We start from the raw sequence: 23,472 nt of genomic DNA on the forward strand, positions 1-23,472 counted from the left end.
CATAGCGAAGCAATAATCAACGCCTCAAACTTATCCTCAAATCAGCGCACACAGCAGCTTCAATGCATGCTCTTGTGCGGCAATTCATACGCAACACAAAGTGCCCGAGACGCGATTCGAACGCGCGACACCCGCTTTAGGAGAGCGGTGCTCTATCCACTGAGCTACCCGGGCAACGACGTTTCATTGTACACGGCCTACAGCCCAGCAGGCAATTCGTACAATTCGTGCCGGTTTGGTGCGAACATCGGACAGCCCATGCCAAATCAGCGATGCATGCAGACTTACACGGTACAGTGGCAACTCGCAGAGTTGGTTCAGGCTGCCCAGCACAGCACATGCGAAGAAAAAGAACTCTGCAACAGCCAAATAATGCTAGTTCGCACAACGAGCAGGAAGGATGATATGGCACGAACAAGAAGCCTGCCGCAAGGCACGACGGGCACAACATCATCCCGCAAGCGCAATACCCGTGCCACCAATGCCCGCTCCACCAATGCTCGTTCCTCGGCATCAGCAAAGTCATATGCCAAGAAACAACCGGCTCCTCGCAAACAGCGTCGATTTCTTGGCTTAATTGCAGGGATTTTCGCGATTGCAGCACTGATATGCACAGCAGCACGCGCGCTGCCCTCCGATTTACAGGAACTGCCGTATGTGCCGATTATTATCTCGGCAACTCCTTGGTTCGCGTTGCTCGGTCTTGTCGCACTACTGCTGGCTATTCTGTCTCGCAAAGTGCTCGCAGCCTTGATTGCTATTGCTGCAGTAGGGCTTAACGGCTACTGGCAGTACCCGTTCTTCTATTCCACAACTCCGCTTCCCCAGGCTGCTTACAATGCCGTGGCTGCAAGTGAGGCGAATACTTCCGATGCATTTGCTCGCGTGATGACCTTCAATGTCTATAAAGGGCAAGCAGATGCACAGTCCATCGTGGATACGGTACGCGATCAACGAGTCGAAGTGCTCGCTTTGCAGGAAACTACCGATGATTTTGTGAAAGCCTTGAAAGACGCAGGCCTTGAACACTACCTGCCATACTCCAATATCTCGTCCTCCGATGGCGTGTATGGCAATGGTTTATGGTCCGCCACTCCCCTCGCTCAGCCGGTGGATGACGAAGTGAATTCCAGTGCTTCGTTTATGCCATCAGGCACTGTGGATATGGGAGGCAATGCGATTCGATTCGTCTCCGTGCACACCACAGCCCCTGTACCTGGTTACTGGCGGCAGTGGAAACGTTCGCTGGACGAGCTCGGGTTGATGAGATCGCACACTGATACGCGCTACATTTTCATGGGCGACTTCAATGCCACCTATGATCATGCATCATTCCGAGAGTTCCTAGGCAACCGGTTTATCGATGCCGCACGAATCTCCGGGCACGGATTCACGTTCTCTTGGCCCACGAACAAGACTGGATTGCCAATGTTCGCCGGCATTGACCATGTGGTACTCGATCAGAGCATGCGAGCCGGCCAGTGCAAGGTAGTGAAAATTGCCGGCTCAGATCATGCGGCATTGCTGGTTACTGTGGATGTGATGCAGTAGCGGCTAGAAGCCGAGGCGGGTGCGGCCGAACTGGTCGAGCCAGCGCAGGATGGCACCTTCACGCAGAGCCCATGGGCAGATTTCCACTTCCTGAATGTTCAGGGCTTTCATGATTTCGTCGGCTACTACGGCACCGCCCACAATCTGCATCGTGCGTTCGGGCGTAATACCAGGCAATGCCACACGCTGCTCAGGGGAAATCGCCGCAAGGCGCGGGATCCAATCCTCCAACTGTTCACGCGTCATAATCGACGTATCCTCACGCCCCGGCTGGCGTACCACGGCACCACACAGGCGAGCCAGCGAACGGAAGGTCTTCGAAGTGCCCACAGCATGATTCGGATGCTTGGACTGCGGGAATACCTTAACCATCGGCTCCAAAATCTTGCGCACGTTCTTGCGCACATCTTCCAGTTCCTCGGGCGTTGCCATACCGGACGGCAGGAATTCCGTGGTCACACGGCCCGCGCCGGCCGGCACAGACAAGGCCACAGTCGGTTCCTCATCAGAACCCATGGCCACTTCCAGCGAGCCACCACCGATATCCAGCACCAGCAGACGGCCGGCATCCCAGCCATACCAACGGCGTGCGGCGAGGAAGGTCAGTCGCGCTTCATCAGTGCCGGAAAGCACAGTGACACCTTGTCCAATCATTTCCTCGATCTTGTGAATCACCTTGTTACCATTCGGCGCTTCACGCAGTGCAGACGTGGCCATAACCAGCAGCTGAGTAATCTCATATTCCTCAGCAAGCTTCATGCATTCGGATACCGCCTCGAGAATCGCCTCGATACCGGACTTCTTGATGGAACCGTCTTCCTTGAGGTATTTCATCAAGCGCACGGTGGACTTGGTGCTGGCTTCAGGATCAGGACGAGCGCCAGGAGCCGCATCCACAATCAGCATGTGAATGGTGTTCGAGCCGATATCCAAGACGCCAAGTCGGGTGGTATGCGAACGCAGATTGACCATGGTTTCTGTCCTCAATTCACACTGCGACGTACCGATGCGGAAACCGACGACCGCAGTAAGCCTCTCAACAACCGCACGTGTCTGATCTCATCACCGCATATCAGGCACGCCGGTATTCCTAACATTCCAAACGTGATTACTGTACACCACGCACGCCGGTTACAGCGATTTCACAAACCGTCCCAAGCGCTCCAATCCTTCACTCAATGCTTCACGAGAAGCCGCATAGCTCAAACGCACATGCGTATCAGCAGTGGCGGCACCGAAATCACGGCCTGGAGTCAATGCCACATGAGCTTCGTCCAAGGCTCGCTCGCAGAACGTCCATGCACCCAAACCGGTGCGGGAAATATTGAAGTACGCATAGAATGCGCCATTCGGTTCCACTTCGACTGGCAGTCCGATGCGTTGCAATCCGTCAATCACAATACGGCGACGAGCCAACAACTCCTGACGACGCGCCTCACATTCAGCGAGGCTTTCCGGAGTAAAGCATGCGAGCGCCGCATGCTGGGTCGGCGTGTGAGCGCACAGATAGTAATTAGTGGCCAAATCATCCACGGCTTCCAGCACAGTGGAATCGTCAGGCAGAATGGCCCAACCGAGTCGCCATCCGGTCATGCCGAAGAACTTGGAGAAGCTGTTGCACACAATGGCGCCTGGGTCGCAGGCCAATACGGACTTGACTTCAGTGCCGTCCGGTTCGCGGTCCGCCAAATCCAGATAGGTTTCGTCCACAATGCGCCATGCACCGCGCGTTGCGGCAAAGCGGCATACCGCGTCCAGCACGTTGAAATCAATGGTTGTTCCCGTAGGATTGGATGGCGAGGTGATCATCACGGCCTTGGTGCGGTCGGTCCAATACTGTTCGCACAGCGCGGCATTCAAATGGAATCGAGTCGCCGCCGAAGTCGGCACATCAATCACATTGCCTTCAAAGGAACGCACCAGTTCGCGGTTGCATGGATAGGAGGGATCGGCCACCATCACATCATCGCCAGGATCGACAGTAAGTGCGGTTGCGAGCAGCAACGCCGCAGAACCGCCGGCGGTTACGCAAATGCGCTTGGGGTCGATATCCACATCATGACGATCATGGTAGAAATCGGCAATCGCCTGACGCAATTCCGGCAATCCCATGGCTGCAGTGTATGGCAGTGCACGGCCATCATATTGTTCTCGCATCGCGTCGCGCACTGCGGGTGGCGCACCGAAATCCGGCTCGCCAAGGCTGAGCTTGATCACACTAATACCGGATGCAATCATCTTGTCGGCTTTTTCGCCGAAAACCATGGCTCGGAATGGATTGGCCTCACGCGCGCGACGGGACATAACTGGAACCGGTGGAACCGGCGAGATAGGCTGCTGCACTGCTTCATTTTCCATATCTCGGTTTTATCCGTCTGTTGGGACAAGAGGCTTCTTCTATAATTTTCTTGGGGAACATCCCAATTCGAGGAGGAATAATGAGCAGACTTAATGGTAAGCGAGCCGAATTCGAGGCCAGTGGAGACAAGGTCAATGTCGCGATTCTTGGCGCTGGCAATATCGCCCATACCATGGCCGATACGTTGACACAGATGGCCGCGAATTCTCAGTACGCGCATCTGATTCACCCGTATGCGGTGGCGGCGCGTAGTGCGGACCGCGCTCAAGCGTTCGCTGATCAATGGCATTTGGATAAGGCATACGGCTCCTATGAGGAGCTGATGGAAGACCCGAATGTGGATTTGGTGTATATCGCCACGCCGCATAGCCTGCATGCCGAGCAATCGATTGCTTGCATGCGCGCCGGCAAGAATGTGTTGGTGGAAAAGTCCTTCACTGCGAATACTGAGCAGGCTCGTGAAACCCTTGATGTGGCCAAGGAAACCGGCATGCTGTGCACTGAGGCCATTTGGACGCGCTATATGCCAAGCCGTGCGCTGATTAACGAAATCATCGAATCCGGTGAGATTGGTGAAGTACAGTCGGCGAGCGCCAACCTGTGCTACCCGGTGTGGCGAGTGCCGCGTATGACCGATCCGGAGTGTGCCGGCGGCGCATTACTGGATGTTGGCGTTTATCCACTGAACTTCTTGGATATGGCTATTGGTGCCGATCATGGCCGCAACGTTGCACGCATCAGCACGTCGATGGTGCCGTATGAAACCGGCGTGGATGCTCAGAATTCCACTACGTTGTATTACAACGACGGCACGATGGGCGTGGCCACCAGTTCGATGATGGTTACTTCTGATCGCGGCGGATATGTATGGGGCACTGAAGGCTACTTGGTGGTGACCAATATCAACAATCCTGAAGCCATTGATATTTATGACAATGACCATAAGCCTGTGCGCAGTGTTGCGGTGCCGCCACAGTTGACCGGTTATGAGTATGAGGTAGCGGACGCCGCAAACGCTCTGCTTGATGGCAAGATTGAGTGTGAGGCTATGCCGCATGCGGATACGATTCGCATTATGGAGCTTATGGACCAGATTCGTGACGAATGGGGTTTGAAGTTCCCGTTTGAAGCGTAAGCGTGGGCACAGCAATCGCACTGCGTGCCATACCGTGACCGCACTGTGACTAGACTTGCGAACCATGACTGATCTTACGATTCGCAGGGCCACGGCGGCCGATATGCCTCGCATCAACGATTTGCTGTTCCAAGTGGCGCAGGTGCATCATCAGGGGCGGCCCGATCTGTTCAAAGGCGGGGCCAAGAAATACACGGATAGCGAGCTTGCCGGCATTCTCCGCGACGATACCACTCCAGTATTCGTGGCAGAGAATGCCGATGGGCTTGTGCTCGGATACGCGTTCTGCGTTTTCCAGCATCATCCGGATAATCATGTGCTCACGGATATCACAACGTTGTATATCGATGATTTGTGCGTGGATGAGCAGGCTCGCGGTGAACATGTGGGTTCTGCTTTGTACCATTATGTGCTTGATTTTGCGCGCGAATCCGGCTGCTATAACGTGACGCTGAACGTGTGGTCCTGCAATCCCAGTGCTCAGGCGTTCTATGAGCGCATGGGATTAACGCCTTACAAAATCGGCATGGAGCAGATTCTGTAAGGCTTCAGCCCAACAAATCGAGCAAATCGTCGCGGGTGAGAGAGGCGATGGATGGCGTGCTGGCTGCGGTGAACGAGCCGGTTGCAGCCTCTTCGGAGGCCAGTGATGCGTCGGTGAATTGCCGTGCCAGTTCGCTTTTCGTATGTTGCAGCTCCACAATACGTTCTTCGATGGTGTCCTTGGCCACCACCTGATACACGTTCACGTCTTCGGTCTGCCCGATACGATGCGCACGATCGGTGGCCTGATCCTGCGCAGCCGCATTCCACCACGGATCGGCATGAATCACCACACTGGCTCCGGTCAGGTTCAGACCGGTGTTACCGGCCTTCAAGGAAATCAGGAACGCCGGAGTATCGTCCGCATTGAAGCGATCCACCAGTTCCAAACGGTGTTTCTTCGGCGTGGAACCGGTGATGGTGTAATACCGCAACCCCTGACTGTCGAAACGTGCGGCAATCAGTTCCAAGAAACTCGTGAACTGCGAGAAAATCAGAGCCTTCTTGCCCTCGTTCACGCAGGTTTCCACCAATTCCGCGATAGCAGCAAGCTTGGCAGACTGGTCCTTGGCATCGGCGTACACCAGTCGCGGATCGCAGCAAATCTGACGCAATCTGGTCAGTTCAGCCAAGATACGAATCTTCGACGTGTTGAAGTCCACTTCCTCACTATGTTCCAGTTGCATACGCAAGCGCTGCTCATGCGCGGCATACAGTTTGCGCTGCTCACCTTCCAGCTGCACAGTCAGCGTGGTTTCCAACTTGTCCGGCAGATCGGTAAGCACCTGACGCTTCAGTCGACGTTTGATAAATACGCCTACCAAAGCCTGCAACTTATGTGCCACGCGCGCGGATTCCGGGTTGACTTCGGCTGCCGCTCGCCCTTCGGCAGTAGTACTGTCTGCCGCGCGAGCGTTGGAAATCGGCAATTCGTACCGTTCACGGAATCGCTTATACGAGCCCAGCAATCCGGGCATCAGGAAGTCGAAAATGCTCCACAGCTCCGACAGTCGGTTCTCAATCGGAGTACCGGTAAGCGCAAATCGATGGTCTGCGGCCACAGATTTGACGGCTTTCGCGATTTTCGTAGTGTGATTCTTAATGTACTGGGCTTCATCCAAGGCCATAATCGCGCACCGGCGCACACCATCCGACTCATCATCGGCAGTCACACTGCCGGCATCATCAGCCGTGTATTCCTCCACATCGCGGCGCAGGAGATCATATGAAGTGATCAGCACGGTTGGCTCATCGGCATGGAATGCGCGGGCGATCGCGTTGCGACGTTCCGTTTTTGAACCAGCCACTACTACTGCGTTAAAACTCGGCGCGAATTTAGCGAACTCAGCCGCCCAGTTATAGACCAGCGATGCCGGGCATACAATCAGCGATGGCTGCAATGGCTCTGCCTTACCTGACGCCTTAGCCTGCTGATATCGCGAAAGAATCAATGCAATCAGCTGCACTGATTTACCCAGGCCCATTTCATCGGCCAGAATACCGCCAAATCCCTTATCGCATAACGTATTCAGCCAACGGAAACCATCCGCCTGATATGGGCGCAGCACGGATTTCAAACTGTCCGGCACTTCGTAAGATGCTGGATCAATCACCGCCAAATCATCAATGTATTGAGTAAAGGACGCGTCTTTGACCACATCCGAACCATCATCCGGCAGCTCACCATCCAGCAGGAATGCCTGATTGCCGGGTAGTTCAATCGGCCCCGCATCAAGCTGCTTCTCACTGAGATCCAAGTCCGTGGCGAGTTTGTCCAATGTGCTTAAGTCAGCGCCATCAAGCCGAACCAGAGTACCGTCCTTCAGCTGATGGAACTTTTGACGCCTGCGATACGACGCTAATAACGCACCGACTTCATTCGGCGGCACTTCGTCTGCAATCGGCGAGATTTCCACCAGATTGCCTTTGATGGACAATCCCACGGTCACGCGTGGCGCTCTAGGTGCCACCAGCCGGTCGAACGCCGGCGTAGTGAACACACTGCCTACCTCATGCAAGGCTTGCAAGCCGTCATCGAACAGGCGCACGATTTGCTCGGTATTGTCTCGGTCGATGGTTGCGGCACCCGATTGTGCAGCCCGCAATTTAGCAGCCCGGCGTTGAGCGGAAATGCGCGCAGTTTTAGTGGTAAATCCTTTGGCACCAGCGTTCGCACCGGCAGCAGCACGGATTGCGGCCTCCGGCATATCGAAGAACTCTCGCACCACATCCATAGCCAAATGCTCGGCATCATAATCACGGCCAACAGCACCTGCTGAGCGGGCCGAGCCATCTGCCGAAACTGCTGCACCAGACGGCAGCAGCGGCACAATCACATTGCCGTATCGGGCTTTGACTTCGCATTCCACACCATGCTCGGTGCGGTCCAGATAAAACTCACTCTGACATTCCGCAGGGCTCAGTTCAACCAGTTCGCGAGGAATCTCCTGCTCATCCAACAATCCCGCTTCAACCAATTGCGGCAGCAACGTTCGAGCGAACAGTGCCATATCATCGCCAGCAATAACCTGACCTTCACTGTCTGGTGCGAACAGTTCGCCAATAAGTCCGCGAATCGGCAGCAATGATTGAGGGCAGCGCACAAACCGGCATCCTGCCGCACTTTTGCGCTGCGATTGCACCATCATATGAGATACAGCAGCTGCCGGCTGTTGCGCCGCCAGCAATAACCACGATTGATTGCCTGCATTGATGACGGTTTCCACACTAGGCATACCTTGTAGCAGGTAGCCAGCATCGTCGCCGTATACACGATAGTCCCGGCGCGTAAGGGTCATCGATAATTCCGGGTCGCCGCCATCTACTGGCACTGCAGCCGGTTGGCTGGAAAACCATGTATCCAGCACAAGGTGCACACCCTTGCCCTCGCACAAGGTGAGCAGCGCTGCAACCTCCTGCTCGGAAAGCGTCAACCGCCGATCAATGGCGATATGCCCGTAATAACGATCCTGTTGTTCCGCTGCATGGCGCACGGCGAGCGCGGTTTGCAGGAATCCCAGCAACGGTTCGGAATCCGCATCCAGCATTTCCGGAGTATGCGTGAAAGCAAGCTTTTTGCCGTATTCCACATGCTCTCCATGTTCCATGGCCAGCACGAACTGAGGAATTGCTTTCATCACATAGCTTGAACCGTTGGCCGGAGAGCCGATCTTGAATTCCACGCTCCAGATGCCTTCGATGAAGCTCAGGATAGGGGTCAATTGCACTTGCCCCGGCAATACGGTTTGTTGAGGCCCCTGATAGCCTTGCCGACTGCGCCCAGCACGACCGGCAGAACCTCGTTTTGCGGATTGAGTATCACCAAAGCGCTGCAGCACAGCCGTGCGCCGGCGTTCCTTGGCCTGCGTTTGGCGCTTATCCAAACGTTCCATGTATGTGATTACCGCTCGCGATGGGCGTATTGCTCCCGCATGGTAGCCGTCGAAGCGTTGCGGATCGTCGCAAAAAGCCAGCGCGACTGCCACCATATGCTTGCAGATACCGTATCCACGGTCATATGCGGGGCAGGTGCAGGAGCCGCCGTTCACTTCACCAGTGTCCAACGAAAACATCAGCTCCGTGCGGTACCGGCTCGATGGACTGGTCGAGCCTCGCAACGTGGCATTGAGCTGAGCATAACCAATACGTTCGTTACTGCTATACGTAGGCCCAATCATCATGATGCCGGCATTATTGGCAATCGTGCGAGCTCTCATAATCACCGCTCGCGATGTGGAGGCCAGCACATCCTTGCGCAGCGCATCCACAGGAATCTGATGCTGCACCGGCGCACGCGTTGGAATCTGCATCATCGATTCAGCGGAATCATCATCAAACCATACGGATTTGCCAGATCCGTGAGCATACGGAACCGGATAATCCTCTGCAGTCAGTTGGCTATTACTGCCGAACACAGCAGTATCAGCAGAGTCAGTCGCATCGGCAGAGTCGATATCAGCATCCGAATCATTCTTGCCTCGCGAATTGCGCCGGCGTTGAATCCAACGACGTGCAGATTCATCGAACTCGTCGCCCAAGTCATCGCCTAGCGCATCGCCGTATGCATAATCATCGTTAGCATCATCAAAGGCATCGGAGACATGCCCGAACACACCATAGCCGCTCACCACAGGCGCATCTCCTCTCCCCTCAGTCTTATCCAAACTCAATCAGAAGCCCAACATTCCTATCCTAGACGAAACCGCGGTAGCCTTGGCAGTATGAATGCGGAACATGCGAATGATTCAACCAAGCGCAAAACCTATGCGGGCAATAGCGCATTGGAAATCTTCGAAGTGTTGTGGAAGCACAGTTATTTTGGCCATGGGCTTAGTGTGCGTCAGATTCTTGATGAGTTAGCGAAGCTGCATCATATCGATGATCCTAGCGAACTGCCCACGCCAAAAACTGTGCGCAATCAGCTGAAGAAACTTGCCAACAGTGATTTTCTCGGACGCCATGTTGGCTATCTGACTGAAAACGATGCTGAAAACATTGAATGCAAAGACCCGCAACCCGGCTGGTATCTGGACGCGTTTCTTTCGCCTGCAGAAATGCGGTTACTTGCCGACAGCCTCACACTGTCGCGCATCAACAGCGAGACGTTAGACGAATTGGTGGGCAAAATCCGCGAACTTGCCGGAGCTGCTGGAGACTCTATTGATTATTTGGAACATGTGACCACATATACACATATCAATAACGAATTCCTGTCAACCATCGATCAGCTCAACCAAGCCATTGAAGATGGGTATGCAGTCACCTTCCAATACTGCGACTATGGCCCGGATGGCACTATGGTGCCGCATACCAGTCATTCGGGTCTTACTGGCAAGGCTGCTCATGCTGGCTATGCCAGTCATGCTGACTATGCTGGCCATGCGAGTGGCCGCGACGGCATGTACACCGTTGATCCGTATCAAATGGTGTATAAGAACGGCCGATATTACCTCATCTGCCATCTGCACGGAGAACAAGGCTTACGTATTTTTGTGGTCAATCGCATTGCGGAAGTCAGTATGCAAGGGGCGCATGGCCCAATTCCTCTTGAGCAACCAGCCCCAGATGATTTCGACGCCGTGGAATTCATGCGGCACCGGCCCTACCCTGTGGCCGACGATCCGGTACGCATTCGCATGGCCATACGAGATAAATCCATGCTAAACAATGTGTTTGAATGGTTCGATACTCCGCATATTAAGCATTCGCGCGATGGCGAACAATTCGAGGTTATTGTAGACGCCCCAGAGCGAGCCGTATTCTGGTGGGCGCTGCAATATTCCTGGGACGGACGCGTAGTGATTGTCGAACCTGAATCGTTGCGAAATCGCCTGTACGAGGCGGGCATGCACATGGCCACCATCTACAAACCCGCGCCATAACCTGAACACCGCTTATGCCGGTGCTGCACCACCCATTAAGCTGGGCAACAGTGATTCGTTTCACATACGCGCAATACACAAAGGAGCAATACATGAGCGAACAGCGCACAGCATGGGGCTGGGGTCTGGCCAGCGTAGATGCTGCCGGCAACACCCTGGATGTTTGGTATCCGGAACTCACCCTCGGCGAGGCATCGGCAGAAGCCGACCGGCCAAACCATAACTTCGGCACTCTGGCACACGAGGAAGCTGATGCCCGCGGCATTCGCCGCATTCCCGTGTTCGCTGTCAGCCAGTTGGATGAGCCGATCAGCTCCGCAGCCGACGCCTATCTGAAGCTGCACCTGCTCAGTATGCGCATGGCCAAGCCGAACACGCTGAACCTAGACGGCATTTTCGCGCAACTCAACAATGTGGTGTGGACCAACTATGGCCCGTTCGCCGTGGAAGACTTCACTCTGCGCAAGGCCGATGTGGAACGCGTGGCCACCGACGCTGCTCTGGCATTCGCCACTCAGGCAGGTCTTCCGGCCGCTGCCCCTGCCGCAACCGTTAACGTGTTCGGTGTCGACAAGTTCCCGCGCATGATTGATTACGTGGTTCCTACTGGCGTTCGTATCGGCGACGCCGACCGTGTGCGTTTGGGTGCATACCTCTCCGCAGGCACCACCGTGATGCACGCCGGTTTCGTGAACTTCAACGCCGGCACCCTCGGTGTTTCCATGGTTGAAGGCCGCGTTTCCCAAGGTGTTGTGGTGGGTAACGGCTCCGATATCGGCGGCGGCGCATCCATCATGGGCACCCTGTCTGGCGGCGGCAAGCTGCGCAATTCCATCGGCGAGCATTCCCTGCTCGGCGCCAACGCCGGTATTGGTATTTCCCTGGGCGACAACTGCGTCGTTGAAGCCGGTCTGTACGTGACCGCTGGCACCAAGGTAACCATCTGGGACAAGGCCAAGGCCGCAGCCGGCGAACCGCTCGACGTGGTCAAGGGTGCCGACCTCTCCGGCAAGGACAATATCCTCTTCATCCGCAACTCGGTAAATGGCCGTATTGAAGCCCGCTACCGCAAGGTGGGAATTGAGCTCAACGAAAAGCTGCATAAGAACTAACGAAGTCAGTTCTTATGCAGCCGTCGCAGCATAGCTGCTCCCCCTCGCCTGAGGACAGCCCACTGGGCTGTCCTCTATACGGCTCGGCATAAGAACTGAAATTGGAATAATGGAGCGTTAGCTTCGTTGCTCCTCGGTCGACGTACCTTCGTACGCCTTCCCTCGGTGTGCCTCGCTACCGCACACATTATTCCAATTCCACGCGCATGCAGCAGCGCGCGCTCCACCTGTTGATTAAACGCCTCGCTGAATCTCTCAGCGAGGCGTTTATTCATATAGCTCGAGGTTTTGCCCCGCTGAGAGGTTCTCAGTGAGGCAAAGCCTCAAGTAAGTCAATGAATCGGCCCGCTCATGCTCGTCAGCAGGGCATAACAACAATTAACCCGAGATTTTGCCTTGCTGAGACTATGCTCAGTGGGGCGAAACCTCGGGTGAACCGATATTTCATACGCTTAGTACCACATATCGAGCAAAAGCCGATCGCTTATTGGATTCACAACCGGTGAGGCGACTTATCGCTCCTCGAGTGGCACGTAATCGCGTTCCACTGGGCCGGTGTAGACCTGGCGAGGACGGCCAATCTTCGTGTTCGGATCGGCAAGCATCTCGCGGTATTGTGCAATCCAGCCCGGAATACGACCCAACGCGAACAGTGTTGTGAACATAGCCGGGTCGAATCCGATGGCACGGTAAATCAAGCCGGTATAGAAGTCCACGTTCGGGTACAGATTGCGGGAGACGAAGTATTCATCGCTCAAAGCAATGCGTTCCAGCTCCACGGCCACATCGAACAATGCACGCTCATCAGCTGGCAGCTTGGACGTATCCTCACGTTCCATAATCTTCTCGAGATACTTCTTCGCGATGGCTGCACGAGGATCATAGGACTTGTAGACGCGGTGGCCAAGACCGGAAATCTTTTGACCGTTCTTCTTGGCTTCTTCCACAAACTCGGCCACGGTCTTGCCGGAATCGCGAATTGCCTTCAACTGGCGGAGCACAGCCTCATTCGCGCCACCGTGCAATGGGCCCGACAGTGCGTTGACGCCGGCGGCCACTGCGGAATATAGATTGGCGTGAGCGGAACCAGCGATACGCACCACGGAAGTGGAGCAGTTCTGCTCATGGTCGGCATGAATAATCAGCAAACGGCCCAACGCGTGCACATACAGCGGATCGGATTCAAACGGCTCGTACGGTACGGCAAAGCACATGCGCAGGAAATCATCGACGTAACCGCGCGCATAATCCGGGTACAGCATCGGCTCATCACGGCGACGACGGAAAATATACGACACAATCGTACGCACTTTAGCCATGATGATGACCGCGGCCTCGTCCAACTGGTCAGAGTCGGAGATATCCGTGGTATCCGGGTAGAACGTGGCAAGCGCATTGATGGCGGAGGCAAGCACGCTCATCGGATGCGCGGTGCGCGGGAAGGAGCCCATGAAGGTACGGAAGTCCTCGCCCACCATCGTGCGATGGTTGATGTCCGAAACGAACCTCTCGTACTGCTCCTTGTTCGGCAGCTCACCGTGGCGCAACAGCCATGCTACTTCCAGAAAATCAGATTGGTCACACAGCTGCTCGATTGGGTAGCCGCGGTAGCGCAGAATCGAATGTTTGCCATCAATATAGGTGATTTTCGATTCGCACTGAGCAGTGGTCAAGAATCCGGGGTCAAGTGTCACCCAACCGTCATTGCGCAGCTTGGAGACCACGATGCCATCCGCACCCGCAGTTGCTTTCACCACGGGCAGGGTGTACTTGCTCTCGTCCACATTCAGTTGGGCTGTTGCCATACTTGTCGCTCCCTCATAACTGGGGCCATTCGGCTCAAAAGTATGGCTTACTATATGGCACAAGTGTTTCTACGCAAGTCAGCGTCTCAAAAATAGCTGCATATGGAATCGGCCTTCATAGGCCGATAGATTTTTCACGCGGTTTGCAACCGCTACACTGCTACCCCTCAGTCGGCTCCGCCGACAGCTCCCCTGTCAAGGGGAGCCTAAGAATCCGAGAATAAGCATTACATACGACTGAGGGGAGTTCTGTTTGATACAGAACTCCCCTCAACACTAATCTGCTAAATCACAGGTTGGTGCGATCGGTGAAGATGATCGGGCCGTTTTCAGTGATGGCGATGGTGTGCTCGGAGTGAGCACCACGAGAGCCATCCTCGGAACGCAGCGTCCAGCCATCCTTCGGATCCTGGTAGATCTCGTCGGTGGTCTTCAGGAACCACGGTTCGATGGCGATGACCAAGCCTTCGCGCAGCTTGTAGCCGTGGTGAGCCTTGCCGTCGTTCGGCACGTGCGGGTCGCCGTGCATGATGTGGCCCACGCCGTGACCGCCGAATTCGAGGTTGATCGGGTAGCCGTAGGTGCGGGCTACATCACCGATGGTGGAGGAGATATCTCCCAGACGGTTGCCCGGCTTGGCCACGTCGATGGCGGCGGCGAGCGCCTCTTCGGTGCACTTGATGAGTCGCAGATCTTCAGGATCAGGATCCTTGCCCACCACGAAGCTGATAGCGGAATCAGCGACCCAACCGTCTACGGAGATGGCGAGATCTAGAGAAACCAGATCGCCGTCCTTCAGGTTGTAGTCATACGGAATGCCGTGCAGTACAGCATCGTTGACGGAGGTGCAGATGTAATGCGCGAACGGGCCGGTGCCGAAATCCGGAGCGTAATCCACGTAGCAGGATTCCGCACCCTTACGGTCCACGATCTTCTTGTGAACGAATTCGTCGATTTCCAGCAGGTTGGTGCCCACCTTGGTGGTTTCCTGCAGTTCCTTCAAAATGCCGCCGACAAAACGGCCGGCAGGCTTCATTTCCTCGATTTCACGAGGGGTTTTCAGTTCGATCATGCCTGCCAGCCTACTCAGCCCGCCCTACTTGCGCGGTTTGCCGAAAGTGAATGCACGCACAACGGCTGTAATTCCCATGACCACCATGGCGCAACCGCCGAAGACGATCATGAACACCGTGGAGTCCAAAGGACTCATCAGCACCACGAAACCAGCAATGATGGAGATAATCGCATACGCGATGGCCCAGCCGGAACGCGGGATGCGCCAGGATTCCACCAGCGCCATCACACCTTCCACAATCCAGCCGAAGCCTACCATCAGTGTGATGAGCAGCGCCAAAGTCTGGCCGGTAAGGCCATAATTGCGCACTACTACCATGCCGCCGAAGGTAAGCAATATGCCCACCAGCACATCAAGCACACGCCAGCCGCCCGGCAATCCTGGTGTTACCAGGGAGCTCACGATGCGCACTACGCCGGAGATGACGAAGTACACACCCAGCAGCAACGCCGCCAATGCCAGCGTCTTGTTCGGCACCAGCAGCAGCGCGACGCCCAGCGCAATAGCGGCAATACCCACTACACCGTAAATCACGCGAATGGTGGTCTTGGCGCGCTGTGGCAACCATTCCTCAATCAAGCGGAATGGATTGAAATTGCCGGCGTACCAGTTTGGCTGGCCGGCAAACGGATTGAAGTCTTGGCCGCCATCATTGCCTCCGCCATTGGGCGAAGATGGTCCGGACTGGCCATAGCCACCGTACGGCTGCTGACCGTACGGTGCATACTGACCGTACGGCTGACCATTAGGATTGGTGGCATAGGGGCCGTAATACGGATTTTGCGCACCTTGGCCCGGCTGAGACTGGGACTGGGACGCATTGTCTTGCGGTGGGTACTGACCGCCATGATTAGTGTCACAGGCGCCATATTGCGGCTGGCCCGGCTGCTGCGAGCCATATGGATTCTGGTTGTTGATGTTCGGGTCGCTCATTGCAAGCTCCTTCCAATTCATGTTCCAGTCACCGATTTTAGACAAACTGCCTAATTCGCACCATCGACATCATTAGGCAGAGTGTCTAATTATTGAATTCAGCACTGCAGAATAAGCCCACAGCCCAATATTCTTCGCCCGCTTCTCCCCCATCATGGTTTAGGCTTGGGAACATGACTAACGAAACCGCAACAACGAAGTCGGGCATCGACCCGTCATCCTTCTCATCCACCATCAAACCGGTCAATGATTTGTTCCGCTATGTTAACGGGCCATGGATTGACACGTATCGGCTGCCTGACGACCGTTCTCGTTACGGCTCGTTCGATAAGCTCGCCGAAGATGCCGAAAATCAGGTACGCGACATTTTGGAAGACAATGATTCTTCCGCCGTGAAATCTCAGGCCCTGTATCGTTCTTTCCTTAACACTGAAGCCATCGAGGCAGCCGGCCTTGATCCGATTCGTGATGAGCTTGACCTCATCGATTCCGCCATTGACAAGGCTGCACTGACCCGTGTGCTCGGCACCATCAATCCCGCTGGCGGCCCTGACCTGTTCGGTTTGGCCGTGTATGGCGATCCAGGTAATCCTGACCTGAATATCGCGCATATCGAACAGGGCGGCATCCTGCTGCCTGATGAAGCGTACTACCGCGAGGATCATTATGCTCCTGTTCGTGAAGCCTATGTAGCCATGGTGGCCGCTCAGTTGGTCAACGCCGGTTATGCTCCTGCCGCCGAATCTAATGGTGGCGATGAACTACCGCAATCTGAGGAATCTGACGGAGAAGCCCTAGCAGTGGTTCCGAGCGAAGCCGCACTGGCCATGGCCCGTCACTTCCTTGCAGTGGAGACCAAGATTGCCTCTCATCACTGGGATAATGTGGCAACCCGCGATTCCGTAAAGACTTACAACCCCACTGACTATGCCGATCTGGCCGCAACACTGAAGAGCTTCGATCTGGCATCGTGGATTGACGCATGGCAGTCCGCGTATGACGCAACCACCGCAGCCAAGGCTCAGCCGATTGATTTCAAGTCAGTGTTCGCTCGCACGATTGTGCATGAACCAAGCTTCCTGACTGGCCTTGATGCCTTCTGGACCGAGGCTGATTTGGCTGAGCTTAAGCTCTGGGCTCGCGTGCATGTGATTGTGGGTTCTGCAAGCATGCTTTCGCACGTGTTCGATTCCACGAACTTTGACTTCTTCGGCAAGGTGCTTTCCGGCGCTAAGAAGCAGCGCGACCGTTGGAAGCGCGGCGTCAGCCTGGTTAACAGCATCTGCGGCGAAGACGTTGGCCGCGAATATGTGCGCCGCCACTTCCCGGAAAGTTCCAAGAAGCGTATGGAGCAACTGGTGGCCAACCTCATCGACGCATACCGCGTATCGATCACGAACTCCGATTGGCTGGGCGAGGCCACCAAGGCCAAGGCATTGGAAAAGCTTTCCAAGTTCACGCCGAAGATCGGATACACCAACCACTGGCGTGATTATGCGGCATTGGATATGCATGCGGACACGGTGCTTGCCGAGAACATGAAGGCCGCAGCCTTGTATGAGACCGGTTATCAGCTGGCCAAGGTGGGCAAGCCCGCTGATAAGGACGAGTGGCTGATGAACCCGCAGACTGTGAACGCCTACTATGAGCCGAGCATGAACGTCATCGTGTTCCCGGCCGCTATTCTGCAGCCTCCGTTCTTTGATCCAGAAGCCGATGACGCCGCTAACTATGGCGGTATCGGCGCTGTTATCGGCCACGAAATCGGCCACGGCTTCGACGATCAAGGCTCACAGTATGACGGCGACGGCAAGCTCAACAACTGGTGGACCGACGAAGATCGAAAGAACTTCGAGGAACGCACTAAGGCGCTTATCGAACAGTACAACGCCTTCGTACCGCAGCAGCTGGCTGAAAAGTATGCTGACGAACCGGATAAGGCTCCGCATGTCAATGGCGCACTGACCATCGGCGAAAACATTGGCGACTTGGGCGGTGTGAATATCGCGCTCAAGGCATATGCGTTTGCTCTTGGCAAGGAAGAAGGCACCATTACCAGCAGCGGTGATGAAGACGGATCTCCTGAGGCCATCAAGGCATTACTTGATACAGCTCCGGAAATCGACGGCTTCACTGGTTTGCAGCGCTTCTTCCTGAGCTATGCCTCCATCTGGCGTACCAAGAACCGCGATGAGCTGGCCGAGCAGTACCTGCAAATCGACCCGCACTCCCCTGCGGAGTTCCGCACCAATGGCATCGCCAGCAATGTGGACCTGTTCTACGATGCGTTCGGCGTGCATGAAGGCGACGCCATGTGGCTCGCACCAGACAAGCGCGTGCGCATCTGGTAAGCCCGCCAAACATTCACGGCGGCCAGCGCACTAAATGAATTGATGGTGTGGTGTAAATCAGCTCCCAGATTTACACCACACCATCATGTTTCTCACTACATCCCAGGATTGTCTCCAAACTCATCGTCAACTGGCGCGTCTTGCCGCTGATTCGGCTGATTCGACTGATTCAGCTCTTCCTCCGGTCGAGCCGAGAGCGTAACGCCCTGAACTACGGAGTTTTCGGTTTTATTCTCCTGATTGGTACGAGGCACCTTCGTCAACGTGGTCGTTGCATAGTTGAAATCGTGGCCGATGTTGCTGGCTTCCAGCACCGTACGACTGCGCGTCTCACCTTGCTCCGTTTTCCATTGTTCGGTGGTCAGCGTTCCAAGAACAATGAGCTTATCCCCCTTGCGAATGGATTTGTGGGTGTTTATTGCCAATGCTCGGAAGGCTTTAACAGAAATCCAGCATGAACCGAAGTCCTTCCACTCTCCTGTAGTCATGTCAAGACGTGTTCTGCTCGATCCGATGCGGAAGTTCAATACGGAAAAATTCGGTGTTTCCGTCAGCACGGGATCGGTTGCCACAAAACCGGTTATCGTAACTGTTGCCTGTTGTATTGCCATGATTGGTCCTTTCGTTGATTATTACGCCTTGGACCGCCAGATGATTCGCTATCGTCATCGATCAACGAATTCGGCGGTACCTCCACTGTGAGGCATGTTGATTCAACAGCACAAGGGCAACTGGCAAATGTGGATACTATGACGGGGTTTGAAGCCCTGTGGATAACTTTTAGTTATCCACAATAACGAAAGCGTCACCTTGCATTACTGCAAAGTGACGCTTTTCAACCCCTCCTTGAGGGGAGCACATAGCCGTATTACAGACGCTCGAGCAGCGTCTTCACAGCCTCGTCAGCCGGAACGGCGACCTTGTTTTCGCCATTGCGGTCGCGAATCTCGATCGTGCCGTCGTTGACGAAGTCACGGCCCACCACGGCGATAGTCGGCACACCGATCAGCTCGGCATCCTTGAACTTCACGCCCGGAGAGACCTTCTTGCGATCGTCGTAAATCACTTCAACGCCGTTAGCCTCAAGTTCTTCGACCAGCTTTTCGGCGCCTTCGAATGCCTGAGCATCCTTACCGGTGGCTACCACGTGCACCTGAGCCGGAGCAATCACTGACGGCCAGGCCAGGCCAGCCTCGTCATGATGCGTTTCGGCGATGCAGGCCAGCACGCGGGACACACCAATGCCGTAGCAGCCCATCCACACCGGCACAGCCTTGCCGTTCTGGTCCAGAACCTTCAAGTCCAAGGCCTTGGAGTACTTCAAACCAAGCTGGAACACCTGACCGATTTCCACGCCGCGTTCGAAGCTCAACGGACCGGAACCATCCGGGCTCATATCGCCGTGGCGAACCTCAACGGCCTCAACCACGCCGTCAGCCTTGAAATCACGGCCATAGACCAGGTTGTAGTAGTCCACTTCATGCTCATCAGCACCGGTGTACCATGCGGAACCCTTGACCACGTGAGCGTCCACGAAGTAACGGCACGGGTTCTTAACACCGGCAGCTTCAGCCTGAGGGCCAAGCACCATAGGTCCGATGTAACCAAGCACCAGTTCCGGATGAGCTTTCAGGTCATCCTCATTGGCTTCTTCGATTTCAGCCGGAGCGAACTGAGCCTCAAGACGCTTCATATCAACCGTGCGGTCGCCGGGCACACCGACCACCACGACTTCGCGCCACGGCTTGTCGTGATCCTCGTCCTCAGCATGCTTGATGGTGATGGCCACGTTCTTCAGAATGTCGGAAGCAGCCCATTCGCGACCATCGGTACGCGGATGATCGGCGTTGGCGCGTTCAATCATCTTGTCGATGGTCTTGGCATCCGGCGTGCTTTCCTTGGTGGCAGCCGGAGTGTTGGAAGCGTCAATCTCCGGCAGTTCCGGAGTGTGCAGCGCCTCAACATTCCAAGCCTTGCCGGAAGGGGCAAGTGCAAAGGTATCCTCACCAATCGGCATCGGAGCCAGGAACTCTTCGGATGCGGAACCGCCCATCGGGCCGGACATGGCGAACACCGGCACATACCTCAGGTCAAGACGCTGGAAGACACGCTCGTAAGCGCCACGCTCGTCGTAGTAAGCCTTCTTCAGGCCCTCTTCATCGATGCTGAAGGAGTAGGCGTCCTTCATCACGAACTCACGGCCGCGAATCAGGCCTGCACGCGGGCGGAATTCATCGCGGTACTTGGTCTGAATCTGGTACAGAGTCAGCGGCAGGTCCTTATAAGACGAGTACATGTCCTTGACCAGCAGGGTAAACATTTCCTCATGAGTAGGGGCCAGCAGGTAATCAGCCTGGTGACGATCCTTCAAACGGAAGATATTGTCACCGTATTCCTCCCAGCGGTGGGTGGCCTCATACGGTTCACGCGGCAGCAGAGCCGGGAAATGCACTTCCTGAGCGCCGATACCATTCATCTCCTCACGGATGATGGCCTCAATCTTGTTCAGGACGCGCAAGCCGAGCGGCAGCCAAGTCCAAATGCCAGGAGCAGCCTTACGAATATAACCAGCACGCTGCAGGAGCTTGGCGGAATCAACGTCCGCGTCTGCCGGGTCTTCGCGCAAAGTGCGCAGGAACAAAGTAGACATACGAAGAGTATTGGAAGTCATAGGTTTAAAGATATTCAGTCGAACCGACAAGCCTGCATATGTCGGCTGCTAACCTTCCGCGCTGTACCAACGTACAGGAATCACGGATAACTCATGTAGGATTCACCATCTTGGTTTTCAGCCCTCGCCATGCGACAATGAAATGGCAATGAAGGGGCAGGGGGCATACAATGACGCAGCCGCAATATTCTCCATTCCAGCCACAACCTGAGCCGGAACATCCGCCGATAAACAGTCAGACACAGCCGTCGCCATATTTTTCACCGCAGACGCAATTGGCACAACAATCGGTACGACAATCGGCACCACAATCAGTGCCGCAACCTCTGCCGCCAACCGCGCAAGGGCCATTCCCGCAGCAGCCAAATCAGCCAAATCAACCCACGCATTCCAGCATTCAAATATTGTTGCTGATTCTTGGCGTAGCTTTGGTGACTATTGCAGTATTGGCGTTTGCTTCGTTCGCTTATGGACTGCTTGGCGATATCGGGCGTGCTGTATGCATTGGTGTTGTCGGCATAGCGGCACTTATCGTCGGCATGCTACTCACCAAACGTCTTCGAGTCACCGCCGAGGGCCTCACCTGGGCTGGTTTGGCCGCCTTGACTATTGACGCAGTGCTTATTAGCGATATTCCGCCAGTGGCGCTTCTGGTTTCCGATGGCATTTCCTCAGGCATCATTATTTTGCTGATTACTGCGCTGGCATATGTTTTGCGCTTGATTGCAGCGCATATGCCTGATGCGTCACGGACCGCAAACACAGACAGCAATCAACCCGCCGCCCACGAATTCAGCAACGAAAAAGGTTCGGCACAATCCTTGCCGCTCAGAGCCACCACACTGTACGCGATGTGCGCACTGCCATTCGCCGTCATGTCTCTGTTTTCCGCGCTGCATATTCCCAATCGCGATGTGCAGTGGGTATTGGCACTTTCTGCTGGAGCTGCGGCTTCCATGCTATGTGCTGTTCTCGTGCGCGTATCTCCTCGCGCCCGATATGCAGATTTTGAATGGATGGCTTCCATCATCGCTGCCATGATTGCACTGGGCATTATTTCCATCTTCGGATACACGCCAATCGTTGATGCCGATCCCCTCTGGTTGGCAGTAATCGTCTGCGCTATTCCGCCAGTACTTTGGGCTGTGATCCTAGTGATACTGCACACCAAGAAAGCAGCCCATACTGGCGCATTACTGCATCCGGGGCATCGCGTTGCGCCGGTGCTCGGATTCTTCTGGTCGTTGGCTGAGGGAACGGAATCACTATTGCGCCGCGTATTAAGCGATGCTTTAGCTGATAACCAAGCCGGTCGTACTATTGCCGATCTTGTTATGGTTGCCATCTGCATATTCGCGATAACAGCTGGCGCACTGATGGCACGACAATCCTCTCGTATCAGCACGCAGGAACGCGTTTCCGCTAGCATCATCGGCTCTTTGATGCTGCTGATTATCACTGCCGGCGATTTCCCCAATGGCAGTCCTCTGCCGATGGTGGTGTCCATTGTGGGATATACGGCGATACTCGCGGTGTGCACTATCTCGTGGATGCTTGCCGCACGGCCGGCAATTGTTCAACCTGTTGAAACTGCTCCGTATATTCCTGATATCACGATGATGCAAGTACCGCAGCAGAACGTACCGGTACGCCCTGCTTCCGGCTCATTCATACCATCGCCATTTATTCCGGCACGAAGCACCCAGCCGAATCCGGAAACAATGCGAACGCGCCCATATCCACCAGCTCCAGAATTTGTTGCGCCCCAATCGCAGCCTGCCGTGGGCCAGTCGCGGCCAGCCGTGCCTTGGCCTGCGCAGCCTATGGCTCAACCCCAGTCGATACGGCAAGTGCCTCCAGCACCTGCACCATCGCCAGCATCATCCCAAAGCAGAATCACTCACTTGCTGACGCCTGCGCAGATTATTGTGACGTGCGCCACCGTAATCATTGGCATAGTGCTACTTTTCCTGGCTGGAACTAATCCGCAACCGTATGCTCCAGTGGATCTTTTCTCGATTCTTTCCGGTGCTGCAGCGTTGATTATTGGCATCCGTTGGCTGCGGGTGAGGCCGAGCTTGCGCAGTTGGCCTGCACTGTGGCCGGCGCTAACACTGCTGATGGTGCCGTCGCTCCTGATGAGCTGGACTGAGACGCCGTCATTGCCGCGCACGCTTGCGCTGTTCACCATCGCTGTGTGTGCGCTGCTGGTCGGTGCGATTATTGGTTTGCAGGCACCGTTGATATACGGCACGGTAGTGCTCATCCTCCATATATTGACGGTGATTTGGCCCTGGCTGGCAGAATTCTCCCGCCACTATTGGTGGGTATGGTTGCTCATCGGCGGTGTGATTCTGATTGCAGCCGCGGCGCGGTATGAAGCCAGTCTCAAATCCATGCGCACGTTGGCTTCCCGCATCAGCGATTTGCGGTAGCTGACTGAGCGTCCGAATCCACGCCGCACTCTTGAAATAGGTTCGTCATTATGAATGGCGAACCTATTGTGGTATCGCAGTCGTTTCGCAATCGCTTACCGCTGTTATAGAGAGCCGCACA

The 23,472-nt window shown here is 55.2% G+C and carries 16 protein-coding genes and 1 tRNA gene; 7 read left to right on the plus strand and 10 right to left on the minus strand.

From position 1 onward, the window contains the following. Positions 1 to 101 precede the first annotated feature (101 nt). Positions 102 to 174 (minus strand) — tRNA-Arg (locus AC1AY0_RS02185). A gap of 231 nt (positions 175 to 405) precedes the next feature. Here AC1AY0_RS02185 and AC1AY0_RS02190 point away from each other — a divergent pair. Then, entirely contained in the window at positions 406 to 1,551 is a 1,146-nt protein-coding gene (locus tag AC1AY0_RS02190) for an endonuclease/exonuclease/phosphatase family protein (protein ID WP_476524574.1), read from the plus strand. 3 nt (positions 1,552 to 1,554) lie between these two features. Here the strand turns inward: AC1AY0_RS02190 and AC1AY0_RS02195 are convergent, their stop codons facing one another. Then, positions 1,555 to 2,523 (minus strand): Ppx/GppA phosphatase family protein, encoded by a 969-nt coding sequence (locus AC1AY0_RS02195; protein WP_476524572.1) that lies wholly within the window; start codon positions 2,521 to 2,523, stop codon positions 1,555 to 1,557. A 159-nt stretch (positions 2,524 to 2,682) separates the two neighbouring features. Then, the gene (locus tag AC1AY0_RS02200) at positions 2,683 to 3,909 is read right to left on the minus strand and encodes an aminotransferase class I/II-fold pyridoxal phosphate-dependent enzyme (protein ID WP_476524571.1); all 1,227 of its coding nucleotides are present in this window, start codon (positions 3,907 to 3,909) and stop codon (positions 2,683 to 2,685) included. Between the two features lie 80 nt (positions 3,910 to 3,989). Here AC1AY0_RS02200 and AC1AY0_RS02205 point away from each other — a divergent pair, with 80 nt between their 5' ends. Beyond that, entirely contained in the window at positions 3,990 to 5,045 is a 1,056-nt protein-coding gene (locus tag AC1AY0_RS02205; protein WP_476524570.1) for a Gfo/Idh/MocA family protein, read from the plus strand. A 64-nt stretch (positions 5,046 to 5,109) separates the two neighbouring features. Next, positions 5,110 to 5,589 carry an N-acetyltransferase family protein gene (locus AC1AY0_RS02210; RefSeq protein ID WP_476524568.1) on the plus strand — a complete coding sequence of 160 codons (480 nt, stop codon included), beginning with the start codon at positions 5,110 to 5,112 and terminating at the stop codon, positions 5,587 to 5,589. Between the two features lie 4 nt (positions 5,590 to 5,593). Here the strand turns inward: AC1AY0_RS02210 and AC1AY0_RS02215 are convergent, their stop codons facing one another. Further along, a complete protein-coding gene (locus tag AC1AY0_RS02215) occupies positions 5,594 to 9,718 on the minus strand; it encodes a DEAD/DEAH box helicase (protein ID WP_476525688.1) in 4,125 nt (1,374 codons plus the stop codon). A gap of 90 nt (positions 9,719 to 9,808) precedes the next feature. Here AC1AY0_RS02215 and AC1AY0_RS02220 point away from each other — a divergent pair, with 90 nt between their 5' ends. Beyond that, positions 9,809 to 10,969 (plus strand): helix-turn-helix transcriptional regulator, encoded by a 1,161-nt coding sequence (locus AC1AY0_RS02220; protein WP_476524565.1) that lies wholly within the window; start codon positions 9,809 to 9,811, stop codon positions 10,967 to 10,969. A 92-nt stretch (positions 10,970 to 11,061) separates the two neighbouring features. Continuing rightward, on the plus strand, positions 11,062 to 12,081 hold the full coding sequence (gene dapD, locus AC1AY0_RS02225) for a 2,3,4,5-tetrahydropyridine-2,6-dicarboxylate N-succinyltransferase (RefSeq protein WP_476524563.1): 1,020 nt from the start codon (positions 11,062 to 11,064) through the stop codon (positions 12,079 to 12,081). Positions 12,082 to 12,593: 512 nt separating this feature from the next. On the opposite strand, the gene AC1AY0_RS02230 is transcribed toward dapD, so the two are convergent. The 3 genes from AC1AY0_RS02230 to AC1AY0_RS02240 all read right to left on the minus strand — a co-directional run bounded on the left by AC1AY0_RS02230 (position 12,594) and on the right by AC1AY0_RS02240 (position 15,894). Beyond that, entirely contained in the window at positions 12,594 to 13,886 is a 1,293-nt protein-coding gene (locus AC1AY0_RS02230; RefSeq protein WP_476524561.1) for a citrate synthase, read from the minus strand. Between the two features lie 289 nt (positions 13,887 to 14,175). Further along, positions 14,176 to 14,958 carry a type I methionyl aminopeptidase gene (gene map / locus AC1AY0_RS02235; protein ID WP_476524559.1) on the minus strand — a complete coding sequence of 261 codons (783 nt, stop codon included), beginning with the start codon at positions 14,956 to 14,958 and terminating at the stop codon, positions 14,176 to 14,178. A gap of 24 nt (positions 14,959 to 14,982) precedes the next feature. Next, positions 14,983 to 15,894, minus strand: coding sequence for an HdeD family acid-resistance protein (locus AC1AY0_RS02240; RefSeq protein ID WP_476524557.1), 912 nt, complete (start codon positions 15,892 to 15,894; stop codon positions 14,983 to 14,985). A 173-nt stretch (positions 15,895 to 16,067) separates the two neighbouring features. Between AC1AY0_RS02240 and AC1AY0_RS02245 the strand changes: the two genes are divergently transcribed. Then, on the plus strand, positions 16,068 to 18,245 hold the full coding sequence (locus AC1AY0_RS02245) for a M13 family metallopeptidase (RefSeq protein ID WP_476524555.1): 2,178 nt from the start codon (positions 16,068 to 16,070) through the stop codon (positions 18,243 to 18,245). A 95-nt stretch (positions 18,246 to 18,340) separates the two neighbouring features. On the opposite strand, the gene AC1AY0_RS02250 is transcribed toward AC1AY0_RS02245, so the two are convergent. The 3 genes from AC1AY0_RS02250 to AC1AY0_RS02260 form a co-directional block, all read right to left on the minus strand. After that, positions 18,341 to 18,856 (minus strand): single-stranded DNA-binding protein, encoded by a 516-nt coding sequence (locus tag AC1AY0_RS02250; protein ID WP_476524553.1) that lies wholly within the window; start codon positions 18,854 to 18,856, stop codon positions 18,341 to 18,343. Positions 18,857 to 19,113: 257 nt separating this feature from the next. After that, entirely contained in the window at positions 19,114 to 20,916 is a 1,803-nt protein-coding gene (locus tag AC1AY0_RS02255) for a proline--tRNA ligase (protein WP_476525690.1), read from the minus strand. A gap of 117 nt (positions 20,917 to 21,033) precedes the next feature. Next, complete coding sequence (locus tag AC1AY0_RS02260) at positions 21,034 to 21,291, minus strand: hypothetical protein (protein WP_476525692.1); 258 nt, start codon at positions 21,289 to 21,291, stop codon at positions 21,034 to 21,036. A 56-nt stretch (positions 21,292 to 21,347) separates the two neighbouring features. Between AC1AY0_RS02260 and AC1AY0_RS02265 the strand changes: the two genes are divergently transcribed. Then, complete coding sequence (locus AC1AY0_RS02265; RefSeq protein ID WP_476525694.1) at positions 21,348 to 23,351, plus strand: SCO7613 C-terminal domain-containing membrane protein; 2,004 nt, start codon at positions 21,348 to 21,350, stop codon at positions 23,349 to 23,351. Positions 23,352 to 23,472 lie beyond the last annotated feature (121 nt).

It is taken from the genome of Bifidobacterium sp. LH_416 (assembly GCF_056357055.1).